The sequence below is a fragment of the Yimella lutea genome, from assembly GCF_006715095.1.
Classification (GTDB): domain Bacteria; phylum Actinomycetota; class Actinomycetes; order Actinomycetales; family Dermatophilaceae; genus Yimella; species Yimella lutea.
The window spans coordinates 2,461,048-2,476,673 of the sequence record NZ_VFMO01000001.1 but is presented as its reverse complement, the minus strand read 5'-3'; the positions used below and the strand labels follow the sequence as shown (position 1 = coordinate 2,476,673).

Genomic DNA, 15,626 nt, shown 5'->3' with positions numbered 1-15,626 from the left:
CGACCCAGAATCAGCCGCTACGCCTGTGCGTGCGTGGCGTCGGTCGTGGGTCTGGCGCTGATCGTCGCCCTGAACGGCTTCGGATCCTTCTACACCGACATCAAGCCCGAGGTCTACCTGGCACCCTGGGACACCCTCGCGCGCTACCTCAGTGGCTGGACGGCGTCCCCTTACCTCGGCTCGGCGAACTTCAACGTGGGACTCGTCCCCGTCCTGCTGGTCGTCGGACTGCTGCGCGCCGTGGGGATGAATCCCGAGTGGGCCTTCAAGGTGTTCCACTTCGGGCTCTGGCTGTCGGCGGCATGGGGCGCCAACCGCCTGGTGCGGCTGCTCGCACCACGAGCCTCACGCTGGGCGGGCCTGGTCGCCGGCATCGTGTACCTGGCCAATCCGTACCAGATCCAGGCCGGCGTCACCCTCGCCATCCTGCTGCCGATGGCTCTTCTGCCCTGGCTGCTGATCACCTTCGTCCACGCCGTCCGTCATCCGCGAAGTTGGGCCTGGCCGGCAGCCTTCGGTCTCGTCTTCTTCGGCATGAGTGGAATGAACGTGGCCGTCGTTCCGCTGCTCCAGTTGGCCGCGCTGATCCCGATCCTCCTCGTCGCCCGCTTCGCGTGGCGCGCGAGGATCAGCGATCTGGCTCTGGTCACGGCCAAGTGTGCGGCCTTCGTGGTGGGGGTCTCGCTGTACTGGTTGGTCCCCGCGCGAGCTGCGCTCACCACCGGACGCCAGATCGTCATGCAGTCCGAGACGCTGGACGGCATCGCGAAGGTGTCCTCGTTCCCGGAGGTGCTGCGCGGCCTGGGCATGTGGCCGTTGTACGGGACGGATTCCAGCGGTCCGTGGGTGCCGCAACACGCGATCTTCCTCGTCGGCACGTTCGTGGTGCTGCTGACGATGTTGTGGCCCACGCTTTCTGCGTTGGCGTTGCGATACCTGCCCGGTGACGTACGCGGGATGGTCGTGGGGTGGATCGCGCTCGCGGCTGTGGTCATGGTCGGGATGTTCCCGGGTCCCGGACGCGAGGAGTCACCATTCGGTCGAGTGCTCGGAGAAGTTCTCCAGAATCCGGCGGCCTCCGCCTTCCGCACCACCAACAAGGTGGGTGCGGTGTTGGCGCTGGGGTTCGCGGTCGCGCTCGGCCTCGCCGCAGAACACTGGGCACGAGCCGTCCAACGGCGCGGCTGGGCCGCGCCGTTGGTTTTCGCGATGGTGTCCGTGCTGCTCACCGCGTGGGCGTTGCCTGCCCTGACCGGGCGCCTCTACACCTCACAGATGAACATCCCCGGCTACTGGCACGAGGCCGCACGGGCCGCCGACAAGGGGCATCCGAGTTCTCGGGTGTTGTTCCTACCCGGTCAGGTGCGGCCCACCTACCGGTGGACGGCGCAGCGTCCGGACGATCTGCCGAACTCGCTGCTGAAGCGTGACGCGGTCCTGCCGGAGACCAGTCCCAACGCTTCGGCTCCGGGCGGAAATTACCTCGCGGCGGTGAACGATGCTCTGCAGAGTGCGGGTACCCCGGCGAACGCAATCTCGAGTTATGCCCGCTACCTCGGTGCGGATCGCGTGCTGGTGCGTCACGACACGGTGTGGGAGCAGGACGGCGGAGCTCGGCCCGGCTTGGTGGATCGGGTCATCAGTGTCGACCCAGGCCTGTTCGGCCGGGCGAACTTCGGTGAGCCGGGTGAGTTCGTCTTCGGACGCGGCACCGACGCCTATTCCTACGGAGAGGCGTTGATGCATCCGGTTCAGTTGTACGACGTCCGCGACCCGGTCACGGCAGTGCGGGCGACGAGCGACAACCGGTCGATCGTCGTCGCGGGTGACGCGTGGTCGATCGGACGGTTGGCCGCCGACGGATTGTTGTCGACCCAGCCCAGTTTCCGTTATGCCGCCGATCTCACCGTCGGTGACCTGTTGCACCAACTCGGTCAGCGGCACGCGCTGGTCATCACCGACACGAATGCGCGTCGCGCGGCGATTCCCAACCGGCTCACGAACGGCGAAGGGTCCTTGTTGGCCGCCGACGAGACGGCGAAGAACATGCGCGCGCTCGGCACCCCGGACGACCAGACGGTCGCTGTCCGTTCAGGTGCGATCGTCACGGCGAGCGCGCGCGGCGGCACCTTCTTCGACGTTCCCTCGGCGGCACCGGAGAACCTCCTCGACGCAGATCCCGACACCTCGTGGTTGTTCGGTGACTTCGGCCGTGCGGTCGGTCAGTACGCCACCGTGCGCCAGCCGACCCCAATACGTCTGGGCACAGTGAAGGTGCAGCAGGCACAACTCGGCTCGGCCCGGATCGACCGGCTTTCGGTCACGGCCGGGGGACGCACGATCACCCATCGCCTGCCGGACAAGGGCTACGCGTCCTTCGACTTCGGCGATCTGACCACCGACACGGTCCGCTTCACCGTCGCCGGCACACGTGGTGACGGATACAACATGGTCGGCTTGTCCGACGTGAAGATGGCAGGCGCCCTGGCGATCCGCACCGCCCGCACACCGCTGACCTACCAGTCATTGCATGCACGCCTGACTCCGGCGCAGCAACAGGCGTTCGCCCGAACGCCGCTGGATGTCACCCTCGCTCGCCAGCAGGGCACCGCGTCCACGGCGGACGATCCGGAGAAGGTCTTCCGGCGGATCGTGACATTGCCCGACGAGCGCAGCTTCACTGCGAGGGCGACGGTGCGGACCAAGGGCGATGTAGAGACCGCATACGACGACGTAGCCGGGTACAGCCGATCGACACGCGCCACGTCGTCCGACTTCTACTTCCACAACGCGGACGCCCGCGCGTCCATGGCCGTCGACGGCAAGTCGTCCACCGCCTGGATGCCCGGAGGAGGTACCGACGGGTCGTGGTGGCAACTCACCGGGTCGCGGCGCCCCGTCTCGTCGGTCACGATCGACCAGGCGGAGGGGTTCGGTGCCCAGAACAACACCGACTGGGCCGGCTGGGCGACGGTGACCGTCGACGGCAAGAAGGTGGTCGACCAGTACAAGCTTCGGCAGGACGGGCGCACGACCATCAAGTTCCCCGAGGTGGACGGGCGAACGGTTCGGGTCACCTTCAAGGCCGCCATCGGACGGCGCGACGGCCCACCCCCCAGATTCACCACGATCGACACCGGCGCCCGGATGGCGCAGGACCAGCCCGGACCGTTGGACTCGGCAGGCAGTTCAGGCGGGCGTTGTCTGACGGTCGGAACCGTCGACGGTCAACCCCTGCGGATGCGACCGGCGACGAAATCGATCGCCGGAGAGAGTGAGCAGGCAACATCCTGGGCGGCATGCGCACCGCTGAGCCTCGGTGCCGGTGAGCATCGCATCGAACAGGCCGCCGGCTTCGTCGTCGACTCCATGACCCTGACCGACCGGCAGGATCGCGTGCGGGTGCGCACCACGGATCCGGTCGTCAAGATCACGAAGGACACGCCGTCCTCGAAGGCGATGACCGTCGCCGCGTCGGGCCCCTTCAACGTGATTCTCGGTCAGAGTTACGACGCCCGCTGGAAAGCGACCGCCAACGGTCGCGACCTCGGGGCTCCGACCACGCTCGACGGATACTCCACGGGATGGCGGGTTCCGGCCGGTGGCCGGTACGAGATCGAGATGCGGTTCGGACCGCAGATGTGGTCGAACATTGCGGCCGGTGCATCGGGTCTCGTCCTGATCGTCGCGCTGATGTCCGTGGTGCTGGCCGCACGGAGAAAGCGGCTGTTCGCCGACGACGTCATGCCGACCGATGTTCGGACGAAGCAGGTTCCGCGCTGGTCGAAGCAGGCCGGTGCTGTGCTCGTGGCGGGCTTCGCCGTCGGGTGGCCGGGTCTGGTCGCGGCTGCGCTGGTCGTGGCGCTCCAACGCCTGCGTCCGGTCCCACCCAGGCATCTGTTGTCCGTCGGTGCCGGGCTGATGTTCGCCGCGGTCCCGCTCTACCTGTGGGTGATCGGGGACAAGCGAGGCACCGTGAGCGCGGACGCGGTGGCGCTCAGTCTCTGGCCGCATCGGCTGGCCGGATTCGGTCTCGTTGTCGTGTTGCTCGCGGCATTGTCGATGCGTGGTTCTGCTGCGGAACCCGAGCGGGGCGGGCCGGGCCGCAACACGATCCCACCGGACGCGAACAACCGGTCCGATACAGCAGCCGGTACTTCACCGGCAACCGAACGCGAAGGAACACCGGCATGAATGATCGCTCGGTCGGCAACGCCATGGTGACGGTGGTCGTTCCTACCCGCAACAACGAGCGCACGATCGAAGAATGTCTGAAGTCGGTTGTCGCGCAGACCTATCGGCCGCTCGAACTCATCGTCGTCGACAACCACAGCACGGACGCGACACCGCAGATCGCGGCACGGTACGCCGACCGGGTGCTCACCGGTGGCCCGGAGCGCTCCGCCCAGCGCAACCTCGGCATCGAGCAGGCAGTCGGGGAGTGGGTGCTCTGGCTCGACAGCGACATGATCCTGCCGCCGAAGAGCATCGAGGTCGCGGTCGAGACGGCGCTGTCGACCGGGGCCGACGGGGTGGCGCTGCCCGAGCGCACCACCGGTGAAGGCTTCTGGACGGCGTGCCGCGCGCTGGAACGTGAGTGCTACCTCGATCAACCGTGGCTGCACAATCCTCGTCTGCTGCGCCGCGACTTCCTGCTCGGCGACGGCGGGTTCCATCTCGACATGTCCGGCCCCGAGGACGCCGACCTGCGGATGCGGATGCTCGCGGCCGGCGCCAGGATCGAACTCGCGCCGGTCGTGATCGACCACGACGAGGGACGTCTGACGCTGCGTGACGTGATGAGCAAGCGCTACTACTACGGGCGCTCCATCCCCGCGTTCGCCCAGCAGCACGAAGGAGCCGTCGGTGCGCAGGGCAAGGCGCTGATCAAGGCGTACGTCGACAATCGTGCCCGGCTGGCGCGCGACCCTCAGCATGCTGCCGGGATGGTCGCGCTGCGTTCGATGGAGGTCGTCGGATACACCCTGGGCGCACGGCGCGGACGCCGTGATCGAGCACGTGACCGGGCAGCAACCGGCTCATGACCCGCCGGTTGCTCTGGGTCTCGCTGCCCGACCAGCGGGCACGGCGCGAGTTGTACTGGATGTCGCGAATGCCCGACACGAAGGTCACCGCGCTCGCCGCCCAGGAGCCGGTGGGCGACATCACCTGGGTGCCGTCGACCTACCGTCGCCCGATCAAACGCTTCATCGAGGCCGGCGCGTTCGCGTGGGTCGACGGGCTGGAACGTCAGCCGGCGTCCGAGTACGACTGGGTCACCAGCCTCGAGCTGTGTTCGCTGGTCACCGGCCAGGCGTCGAAGTACCGTCGGCGCGCATCCGGGAGGGTGAAGCAGGCGGTCATCACCTGGGAGAACATGCCCTACCAGCCCCTGTACAGGGTGCCGCCGTACAAGCAGGCACTGGAATCCGCACGGGGCGCCGACCTGCTGTTGTGCATGGTCGACGCGGCACGGGATCACCTGCTGCTCAACGGTTTTACCGATGAACTGATCCGGGTCGTCAAACCCGGTGTCGACACCGAGATCTTCCGCCCACGGCGCGACGGTGCCGACCGTCCGCAGATCGTCTTCACCTCGCCGCTGGCCGAGAACAAAGGGATCGACCGGGTGCTGGAGGCCTTGCAGATCGTGCGGCGCAGTGTCCCCGAGGCCACCTTGGTGGTTGCAGGTCAGGGGCCGCTTCGTCCGCTGGTCGAGCAAGCGGCGGCCGACCCTTCCAGTGGGGTGAGCCTCGCGGGACAACTGGACGCTCATGGCGTGGCCGACCTGTTGGCGAGTTCGGCTGTGTTCTGCACCGCCCCCCGCCCGACCTGGAAGTGGTCGGAGCAGCTGGGCCTGGCCTATCTCGAAGCGCAGGCGACCGGTCTGCCGGTGGTCACCACCCGCTGCGGCACCAACGACGAAGCCGTCCACGCACCCAACCTGCTGGTGGACGACGACGCGGAGGCGCTGGCCGACGGACTGCTCCGCTTCCTGCAGGACACCGCGCTGCGCACTTCGGTCGGTGCGCACAACCGCGCGCGGATGCTCGCCGAGCACGACCTCGCGACCCAGTGCGCGCGTATGGGTGACGCGTTCGCCGACGTCGAACGGTCCTGAATCATGTTCTCCCACAAGGGGACCGGCCGCACGGACCGAAAGACTTGGCTCGGCGCTCTCGTCGGATTGATCTGTGGGGTCCTCGCTCTCGGCCCGGCGATCAAACCCGGCTACTTGCTGTTCTACGACATGGTGTTCGTACCGCGTCTCGACCTCAGTGAGCGCACGCTCGGCACCGACGGATCCGTCCCGCGCGCGGTTCCGGGCGACCTGGTGGTCTCGATCATGTCGCACCTTGCCCCAGGGTGGGTCGTTCAGAAGGTAGTGCTCCTGCTCGTGTTCGTGGGTGTCGCGGCCGGAGCCGCCTCGTTCTTCCGCAGCCGCACAGGAGCCGTCGCGGCTGCCGTCGCAGCCGCCTGGAATCCGTATGTGGGGGAGCGACTCGCCATCGGTCACTGGGGATTCCTGCTCGGGTACGCCTGTCTGCCGTTCCTGGTGCGCGCGGTGTTGTCGTACCGCCGGACGGAGGACGGGGCTCGTTTCCGCCTGCTGCTGTGGATACTCCTGACCGCGCTCACCGGCAGCACCGGTGCGGTCATCGGTCTGCTCACCACGGTCGCCGCCTTGCTCGTCCCGGTGGACGAGGCATCGCCGCGTGAACGACTGCGCACGGCGATGCTGCCCCTCGGCGCCTTCGTCGTTGTGAACTCCGCCTGGTGGTTCCCCTTCCTGTTCCTGGCGCCCCGGGACACGGCCGATCCGGCAGGCGTGACCGCGTTCATGTCTCGATCCGACACCCCGCTCGGGGTCGTGCTGTCGGTGTTCACCGGGGGCGGGATCTGGAACGAGGGAGTCTGGTTCGCCGACCGACGCTCGCTCCCCGTCGCGGTCGCGGCGACCCTGGCGGTCGCCTTCGTCCTGGTCGTCGCCTGGCGGGCAGTCATACGACCCGATCATCGGACGGCGCAGCAGGTCGAGCGACGCGCAACTCTGTCGGCGGCCTACCTGGCCGGGGGAGTAGGCCTGTTCATCGCCTGCGCTGCGGCCCTGCCCGGGGGCGAGGCAGTGATGACATGGATCGTCACGTCCGTGCCGGGGGGTGGCTTGCTGCGCGACTCGCAGAAATTCATCGCGCCGTGGATGGTCGCCGTCGCCGTCGCGTCCGGGATCACCGCCGAACGTCTGACCGGGCTCGCGCGTGCCGCCGGCGCGGCGGGGGCCGTCCGGGTGGCATTGGCCGCCGCGTTGGCGCTGTGGCCGGTGGCGACCTTCGCCGGCTTGGCCTTCGGTGCGGGTGGGCGTTGGCACGCCGTGGACTATCCGGCGGGTCATCTACGGATGGCACAACGGATCGAGAGCCTGTCCCCAGGGAAGGTGGCGGTCTTCCCGTGGAATCTGTACCGGCGCTACAGCTGGAATCACGACGTCGTCACCCTGGACCCTTGGCAGCGCCTCGTCGGCCGCGAGGTGCTTGTCAACGACGACCTGCCGTTGTCCGATCGGGTGGTCCGTGGCGAGTCCACCGAGTCCGCCCGGATCACTGCGGCTGTGTCGGCCGGTGCTCCTGGTGGCATCGAGCGGGAATTGCGCCGCGTCGGTGTCCGGTACGTCCTCGTCCAGATCGATCAGCCGGCGGTGCGCAGCTTCGACCCTGTTGGACGAACGCCGAGCGCGTCCGAACCGGGGCTACGCCTGTACGAGTTGCCGGGTGTAGCGACGGCACCGACCGAGCGTCCGCCGTGGCGCTGGAGCGGAATTGTCGGCCCGGTGGTGGGCGTCGCAGCGGTCCTCGTGACGGTGTTCGCAGATCGTCGAGCACGGGCCCGAACGCGGGGGTAACATTGTCGCAGACAACCGCCCGGCACCCTGGTAACCTGTCGACTTGACAGAGTCCCGAATCGCCGACGGGCGATCCGAGAAAGATGGGTGTGGAATCGCATGAGTGCCACCACGAACAACAACGTCGGCAAGAAGGCTGCCTGGAACATCGGCGGTGCGATCGCCGGCGCGTTGCTCGCAGCAGTCGCGATCTTCGGCCTCGTGCAGCAGCAGTCCTCCGTCAGCCAGCCGCAGACCTATAAGGCGCAGATCAACTACGACCAGTGACCTGAGTAGCTGAATCTTCGAGGCCGGCCATCCGCATCAGCGGGTGGCCGGCCTCGTTCGCCCGAGACGAAGTTCAGGCGTGTGTTCGGGAGAGGCTGCGCTCGATCTCGTACTCGCGGACGATCTGATCGATGCGCTTGAAGTTCACCCTGGCGGTGGACGGTGTCGCCGGGCGGCTGCCACGACCCAGAACCGAGAGAGCCACCTGGTGGACCTGCTCACCGGCAGCCTCCCAGGAGAAACCACGAGCGTGCTTGCGGGCGCCGCGTCCGAGTTCCTCGCGCAGGTCGTGATGAGTCAGCAGCACCCGCACCTGCTCGGTCATGTCGTGGATGTCCTGCGCGAGGAGTCCGCTGATCCCGTGCACGATCGATTCGCTCGGGCCGCCGGCATGAGCGAACGCGATCGTCGGTGTGCCGTGCAGTCCGGCTTCGACGATCGTCAGACCCCAACCCTCCTTGTGCGAGGGCATGAGGGAAAGCCAGGCACGTGCGAGGAGGGTGTGCTTGGTGTTCTCGTCGACGAAGCCGTGGAACAGGACGCGGTCGGCAACCTCACGTGCCTGCGCGTGCCTCTCGAGTTCCGCGCGCCAATAGCCGGAACCGACGATGTCCAAAGTCAGGTCGGGGATCTGGTCGCGTAGTTGTGCGAGGACATCGATTGCCAACTCGACCTGCTTGTGCGGCACCAGTCGGCAGACCACCACCATCGACGGGTGCTGCGTGCGCGGCACGAGTTCGTAGGAGTCGTAGTCGTCCGGCAGATCATTGCCGGAGTAGACGAGGTCGATGTCGGCGACGTTGATGCCGAGATCCCCCAGATCGTCCTGCGTCGCTCTGGAGACCGTGATGTACCGGCTTCCGCGATAGACGCGCGGGGCGATCCTGGATTCCAGGAACCAGCCGAGTCGCGCGATCCTCGGCCCGAAGATCACCGGCCACTGGTCCTTGTGTACGTGGTGGGTCACGTTGATCACCGGCACCTTTGACACCAGGGGAGCCCAGAACGGCACCCCGTTCTGCACGTCGAGGACCACGTCGTAGTCGTCTCGGTGACGCACCAGGTGCGCCAACCCGGCGAGGTAGCAGCCGAATCGGCCACCTTGCCGAATGACACGCACATTGCCGTGCCGGTCGTGCGAGCGTCCACCTGTGAACTTGCTGGCGAAGATGGTGACCTGGGCGCCGAGGTCGGACATGACTTCGCTGGTCCGCTCGGTGAACACCTCCGCGCCGCCTGCTTCGGGGTTGTCACGATCGCGCCACGAGAGGTAGAGGACCCGAAGCGGCGCGGACTGCGCGGCGACTTGGGACGTTCTCACGTACTCTCCTTGCGGTGTTTGCCAGCTCATGTGATGTGCGTCGCTAGGCTAGCGCCTATTGGTTACTCGGAGGTAGCAATAATCGCGACTCAAGCGTGTGAGGTCTGTTCCGCGACGACTTCACCCCGGACGCTCTCGGCGGGCGATGTGCTCCAGCAGTGCACCGCATGTGGTCATCTGACGCGTGACCTGGCGGCAGCACCGGCCGCTCACCGCGATCAGGCGTACGGCGGGGAGCCCACGCTCGACAAGGCACGTCTCGCCCTGACCTACCGCGAGATGGTGCGCTCCAGCGTCCCGGACTCCGTCTTCGAGATCGGCTTCGGCACCGGGTCGATGCTGCGCCGTTTCCTGGACGTCGGTGCCACGGTCGCCGGCGCGGACCCCGACCAGTTGGGTCTGAGGGTCGACGAGGTCGTGCGGCAGCACGGCGACCTGTATGCCTGCCCGGTCGAGGAGATCCCGCACGGATCGGTGGCGGTCGACCTGGTCTTCGGCATCCACGTACTGGAGCACGTCATCGACCCGGCGAAGACGCTGCGCATCGCCCACGCCCTGCTGAAGCCGGGTGGCCAGGTGCAGTTCTTCACGCCGGCCGGGGACAGCGCCGGCCTGACGGCCTACGGATCCGCGTGGTGGATGCTGGAGGACCCCACTCACGTTCGCTTCTTCACCGCTGCCAGCGCGGAGCAGGCGTTGCGAGCGGCCGGATTCATCGACATCGAGGTGCGCCGACCGCTGCTCGACAGCCTGTCCACGGACATCGCTTCGGTCGCTCGCAGGTTCGCCCGCAAGTCGACCCCGCACGGGGTCCTTGCCTCCAAGGCGGTCCTGGGGGCCGCCGCGGCCACCGCACCCCTGGTGATCGCCGGACGAGCGGTGGTGCCGGCGATGCGGCCCACGCTCCAGCTGATCGCGCGTCGTCCCCGATGACAACACGGCGTGGCCTTCGTCGGTCGGTGCGTTTGTTCCGCGCCTTCCGACTCGAGCAGACCCGCCCCGAAGTGTTCTACGGCGCCCTGGCTCAGGACTCCGTGCAGTTGTTGGACGAGTGGGTGAAATTCGACGACGTCCTCGTCCTCGACGTGGGGGCCGGACCGGCCGAGTTCGCACGTGAATTCCGTGCTGCCGGAGCCAGATACGTGCCCATCGATCATGACGTGAACGTTCCCTCGGTGCACGACGGTGGGGTCGTCGCGACTGCTGCCGCTCTGCCGTTCGCCGACGGCACCGCCGATGTCGTGTTCAGCAGCAACGTCTGGGAACACGTCGCGGAACCGGAACGGGTCGCCGACGAACTGGTCCGGGTGACCAAACCCGGCGGGACGATTCTGCTGTCGTACACCAACTGGTTGTCACCCTGGGGCGGACACGAGACGTCTCCTTGGCACTGGCTCGGCGGTGACCGCGCAGCGCGCCGGTACGAGCGCAAGCACGGCCACCGACCCAAGAACCTGGTCGACGACACTCTGTTCCGGGTCAGCGTCCGGCAGGGACTGGACTGGGCGCAGTCGCACCCGGACCTCGAGGTGCTGGCCGCCCGTCCGCGCTATCTTCCGGACTGGGCGGCGCACCTGGTGACGGTGCCCGGCGTGCGCGAAGTGTTGACCTGGAACCTGTTGTTGATCCTTCGGCGGCGACCGGACCACCGATGAGCGTTCGGACGGAGCGTGCAACGAGGGCTCGCTTCTACGATCGGGTCTGGCTCCTCGCGATCGCGCTCATCCCGTGGCTCGTCCAACCCGGCCGCATCCAGCCCGACACCAAGGTCGACCTCACGATCGCCCCCTGGGCTTACCTCGGACGCTCGTTGGACGCATGGAACGGGCACAACGGGCTCGGGGAGTTGCAGAACCAGGCCTACGGGTACCTCTTCCCGATGGGGCCGGTCTTCGGCGTCGGGCATTCGCTCGGTCTGCCGACGTGGGTCGTCCAACGGATCTGGTGGACCCTGCTGATCGTCGTCGCGTTCACCGGCGTCAGAGCACTGATCCGTCGCTGGGAAATCGCCGGGCCGACGGCATCGCTGGTCGGCGCGACCGCGTACGCGCTCTCACCCCGGGTGCTCACCTTGTTGTCCGATCACTCGGTCGAGGCCTGGCCGGGGGCCGTCGCGCCCTGGTTGTTACTGGCGGCCGGCGGGTTCTGCGACCCGCGGATTCGCGGCCGTGCGCTTCTCGCGCCGGTTGCGCGACTCGGGCTCCTGGTCGCAGCACTCGGCGGGGTGAACGCGACAGCGTCCGCGGTGGCGGTGGTGCCGGCCCTCATCCTGCTGGCCGTCCATCCGGTGGGCCGACGGCGAATACTGTTGCTGCTGCTCGCCGCCGCGCTCGGCGGTCTGTGGTGGGTGTTGCCGCTGTTCGTGCTGGGCGGCTATGCCTATCCGTTCCTTGACTACATCGAGACGGCCTCGATCACGACCGCGGTCACCTCGGTGCCCAACACGCTGCGTGGTGCGAACAACTGGATCGCCTACATCCTGGACGCCGAGGGCCACCCGTCCTGGCAGGGCGGGTGGATCGTCGCGCAGTCTCTCACCGCGATCGTCCTGACGAGTCTGGTCGCGGCGCTCGGGGTGGTGGGGGTACTGCGCCTACGGGGGGTGGTGCGCCGGTTCGCGCTGGTCAGCGTTGTCCTCGGCACGCTGGTCATGGTCGTCGGTCACCCGGGCTTCGCCGGCGCACCCTTCGCGGACGCCGTCCGCGGCTTGCTCGACGGACCCCTGGTCGTGTTCCGCAATGTCCACAAGATCGACCTGCTCATCCGCCTGCCCCTGGCGCTCGGGCTGGCGGGTCTGGTGGGCTCGTCGGCACACCTGCGCGGACGCGACCTGTTCGAGCGCAGGATACGTGCCGGTGCCGTCGCGGCGGTCACGCTGCTCGCTCTCGTGCCCCTGTGGCAAGGACGGGTCGGTTCCGACGCGTCGTACAGCGCCGTACCCGCGTCCTGGCAGCGAGCCGCCAAGACCGTGGACCGGCTGTCCGGCGATGAGGGGTCCACGCTGTTGCTCCCGTCGTCGCGTACGGCGTCCTACACCTGGGGACGGTCCACCGACGAACCGCTGTCCGCGATGGCCAACAGTCCGGTTGTAGTGCGCGCCTCCGCACCGCTGGGTCATCCGGTGGCGACGAGGATGTTGGACGCAATCGACGCGCTGGCTGCGTCCGGTGAATCGCAGCCCGCGCTCGCAGAATCGTTGGCGCGCATGGGGATCCGCACCGTCGTCGTCCGGCGTGATCTTGCGGGCAATGCCGGGGCCGGCTCATGGGAGAACGTCGAGAAAACCCTCGCCGCGTCACCCGGACTGGCCGAGGTGGCGGGGGAGCGCGACAAGCACCGCTCCATCTGGCGGGTCGCACCCACGCCGGTCGAGCGAACCGCGGCGCGGGTGGTGATGTCCGGTGGATCCGAAGCGCTGCCCGCCGCTCTTGCCACCGGAGCGATCACCCGTGACATCGCGACCGTGCTGTCGGCCGACACGCGTGAGCCGGCCGGCCTCGTCACCGACTCCGGCGGCTGGCGGGTCTATCACAACGGCGCGCCCGCTCAACTCGCCTACGGTCCGACCCTTCCGGCATCCGACCCGTCTCCGGGCGTGGCGGGATCCAAGGACCTCCCACCGCCGGTGCCGGCCCAGGCGCGACCGCATCGTCAACTCATCGGCCTGCGAGCCCTTGCCGCCAGTTCCAGTGCGGCGGACCCGTTCGCGAAAGCCCCTGTCTCGGTTGCGCATTCGCAGTACGCGGCGATCGACGGTGACCCGCGGACGACCTGGCTCACCGGCGATCACGAGACGACGGCCACCTACGACCTTGAACTCGACGCACCCTCCGACGGTGGGCGGATGCGAGTCGGCGTGGCCACCGGACAAGGGTTGACCGTGCCGGCGCAGATCACGGTGAACGGTCAGTCACGACACCCGGCAGCGCAACACGCGGACTTCTCCATCGCCCGGGGCACGACCACGATCCGGGTGTCCCTGCGGGCACCGGACGGTGCTGCGAAACCGGTGATGGGCTTGAACGAGGTTTCGCTCGACGGCGTTGCCATCGGCTCGATCGTCGTCGTCCCGGACGGGGTCGATCTGCGGACAGGCGCGCTGCTGCTCGGAGCCGACGTGACCGCTGCGACGGTGCCCTCCCGTGCGGGCGAGGAAGAGGTGCTCCGTCGGCGCGTGCGCATCGAGGCGGGTGGCCGAGTGCCGTTGTCCGTGTGGGTGCGGACTGCCGAAGCCGGTGGATCAGGTTGTGGCGCCGCCGGATCCGTGACCCTGGGTGCTTCCAAGCTCCCGCTCCGCTTCGCCGCAGGAGCGACCGGGACGCTGCGTCGTGCCGTCCCGTGCTTCTCGGAGCGGGTCGACGTGCCGCCCGGCGGACTGGACATCCGGGTCGATCCCGCCGAGGGTGCGCAGGTCGAGCACCTGCTCCTCGGATCCCCACCCCGCGGTGAACAGCAACCGCTGTTCGTCACGACGCACGGTGCCAACCCGGGTTGGACCGCGCGGGGGAGAACCAGCCTGACGGTGGACGGCTGGCGGCAGGCGTACGCCCCGGGTGAGGGTGCCGTGCGGGAGATGTTCGCTCCGACCGCCTGGCATCGCGCAGGGCTGCTGGTCGGACTCCTGTGCGTCCTGCTCCTGGCAGCGGTCGCCTTCATCACCCGACGGGTGGACGCGACGTCTTCGTTCGACGGCGTCGAGGACGAGCCTGAAACACACAGAGCCGGCCCGGTTCGCAGCGCGCTGCTCGGCGCTGTTGTCGGTGGCCTCGCCGCCGGTCCGGTGGGCGTCCTCGTCGGCCTCGGTGCAGCGGCGTCACCCCGGCGTCTGCGACCGCTCGTCGCGGCGCTCGCCATGACTCTCGCCGGGCTGGCGCTCGCGTTCGGGGGAGTGGTGGATCAGCGTTCCTGGGGAGCGGCAGCCGGCCAGGTGCTGGGTACGCTCACGCTCACCGTGATCGCGACGGAAGTACCGTTCCGTCGTCCGGGGCAGTCGTCGGTTTCGAGGCCCACCGTTTCATCACCGGCTGTTCGATGAGTAGGGCCGAGGCATAGGCGATCATGCCCGTCACGGTGACTACAGCGAACAACATCCAGCCGAATCCGCCTGCGAACAAAGGCCATCCTGCTACCAGGTAGAGCACCTGCAGCACCAGGACGTGCCAGAGGAACACGGCATACGACAGATCGCCTGCCAGGCGCAGCGCGGGGGAGCGATGCACTCGCTCGGCAGCTTCGTCGCCGGCCGGGCGGGTCGCGGCCGCGAGCGCCAGAAACGCGAACGCGGTGTAGAGCAATTCCTTCACGATCGCCTGTGACACCGTCGGCGCCGTGAGGTCGACCGGTCCGGCCCACGGGAGGGACGCGAGGAGATAGGTCAGCGCTGCGGTCGAGAACAACATGCTCGCGGACGGCGCCGGGACGCGACCGGCGAGCCACGTTCGTCCGGCTCCGGACATCAGTACGGCCAGCGTTGCACCGGCGGCGAACCACGAGGCGTGACCGATCACGCTGGTGGCCAGGACTCCCGGCCACGTGGTGGCGCGTGCCGCCGTGCCGGCCGTCGCGAGTGCCTGAGCGAGCACGCCGACGAGGGCGACCGCAGCGAGAAGGAGAAGCGTTCGCCGGACGTCGCGTCGTGCGAGACGCGCCAACACCGGTCCGACGAACGGCACGAGCGCGTAGAACGTGACCTCGGTAGTCAGGCTCCAGGTCTGGGTGAACGCCTGGTAGTCGGCGCCTGTGTAACCCTGCAGGAGGAACAGGTGCGCCACGACATCGATCGCGCCGCCGACCGAGCCCGTCCGCAGGAACAGCACCAGCCAGACGGCGGCCAGCGCGACGAAGTATGCCGGCAGGATCCGTGCCGCGCGGTGCACGACGTACCGACGCAGGTCGACGTCGCGCCCGAAGTAGGGGCGCAGCAGCAGGAATGCCGAGATGGCGAAGAACACCGCGACTCCGCTGTCGCCCCGCGCCAGCAACGGGCCGCTGACATCGATCCCGGACGCTCCCGTCCAGAAGGCCACGTGGGAGACCAGCACCAGACCTGCAGCCAGCAACCGCAGCCCGTCAAGCATCGGGAATCTGCGCATACCTCTCTCCCGACTCCTGGCTACTGTGCAGTAAGTTTCTCATCGA

Annotated in this window: 10 protein-coding genes; 8 read left to right on the top strand and 2 right to left on the bottom strand. The window is 68.1% G+C overall.

The genetic code is table 11. From position 1 onward, the window contains the following. Nucleotides 1-33: 33 nt before the first annotated feature. From FB459_RS11980 to FB459_RS17365, 5 genes are all read left to right on the top strand, one after another. Complete coding sequence (locus FB459_RS11980; protein ID WP_170221901.1) at nucleotides 34-4,194, top strand: alpha-(1->3)-arabinofuranosyltransferase domain-containing protein; 4,161 nt, start codon at nucleotides 34-36, stop codon at nucleotides 4,192-4,194. Continuing rightward, the gene (locus FB459_RS11975; protein WP_141928677.1) at nucleotides 4,191-5,045 is read left to right on the top strand and encodes a glycosyltransferase family 2 protein; all 855 of its coding nucleotides are present in this window, start codon (nucleotides 4,191-4,193) and stop codon (nucleotides 5,043-5,045) included. The genes FB459_RS11980 and FB459_RS11975 overlap by 4 nt, the downstream gene beginning before the upstream one ends. After that, nucleotides 5,042-6,121, top strand: coding sequence for a glycosyltransferase family 4 protein (locus tag FB459_RS11970; protein WP_141928676.1), 1,080 nt, complete (start codon nucleotides 5,042-5,044; stop codon nucleotides 6,119-6,121). Before FB459_RS11975 ends, FB459_RS11970 begins: the two co-directional genes overlap by 4 nt. Before the next feature lie 3 nt (nucleotides 6,122-6,124). Further along, nucleotides 6,125-7,900: an MmpA family trehalose lipid delivery protein gene (locus tag FB459_RS11965; protein ID WP_141928675.1), complete on the top strand. Its 1,776-nt coding sequence runs from the start codon at nucleotides 6,125-6,127 to the stop codon at nucleotides 7,898-7,900. Nucleotides 7,901-7,999: 99 nt separating this feature from the next. After that, the gene (locus FB459_RS17365) at nucleotides 8,000-8,167 is read left to right on the top strand and encodes a hypothetical protein (protein ID WP_170221899.1); all 168 of its coding nucleotides are present in this window, start codon (nucleotides 8,000-8,002) and stop codon (nucleotides 8,165-8,167) included. A gap of 73 nt (nucleotides 8,168-8,240) precedes the next feature. Here FB459_RS17365 and FB459_RS11960 read toward each other — a convergent pair whose 3' ends face one another. Then, nucleotides 8,241-9,488, bottom strand: a complete 1,248-nt coding sequence (locus tag FB459_RS11960; protein ID WP_246092424.1) for a glycosyltransferase family 4 protein — start codon at nucleotides 9,486-9,488, stop codon at nucleotides 8,241-8,243. A 147-nt stretch (nucleotides 9,489-9,635) separates the two neighbouring features. On the opposite strand from FB459_RS11960, the gene FB459_RS11955 reads away from it, so the two are divergent. The 3 genes from FB459_RS11955 to FB459_RS11945 are packed head-to-tail and all read left to right on the top strand — an operon-like array spanning nucleotide 9,636 to nucleotide 14,523. Beyond that, nucleotides 9,636-10,421 (top strand): class I SAM-dependent methyltransferase, encoded by a 786-nt coding sequence (locus FB459_RS11955; RefSeq protein ID WP_246092422.1) that lies wholly within the window; start codon nucleotides 9,636-9,638, stop codon nucleotides 10,419-10,421. 26 nt (nucleotides 10,422-10,447) lie between these two features. Beyond that, nucleotides 10,448-11,143, top strand: coding sequence for a class I SAM-dependent methyltransferase (locus tag FB459_RS11950; RefSeq protein WP_239701791.1), 696 nt, complete (start codon nucleotides 10,448-10,450; stop codon nucleotides 11,141-11,143). Then, a complete protein-coding gene (locus tag FB459_RS11945; protein ID WP_141928671.1) occupies nucleotides 11,140-14,523 on the top strand; it encodes an alpha-(1->3)-arabinofuranosyltransferase domain-containing protein in 3,384 nt (1,127 codons plus the stop codon). Before FB459_RS11950 ends, FB459_RS11945 begins: the two co-directional genes overlap by 4 nt. Here the strand turns inward: FB459_RS11945 and FB459_RS11940 are convergent. Then, complete coding sequence (locus FB459_RS11940; protein WP_141928670.1) at nucleotides 14,435-15,580, bottom strand: acyltransferase family protein; 1,146 nt, start codon at nucleotides 15,578-15,580, stop codon at nucleotides 14,435-14,437. The two genes, FB459_RS11945 and FB459_RS11940, sit on opposite strands and share 89 nt — an antisense overlap. Between the last annotated feature and the right edge of the window lie 46 nt (nucleotides 15,581-15,626).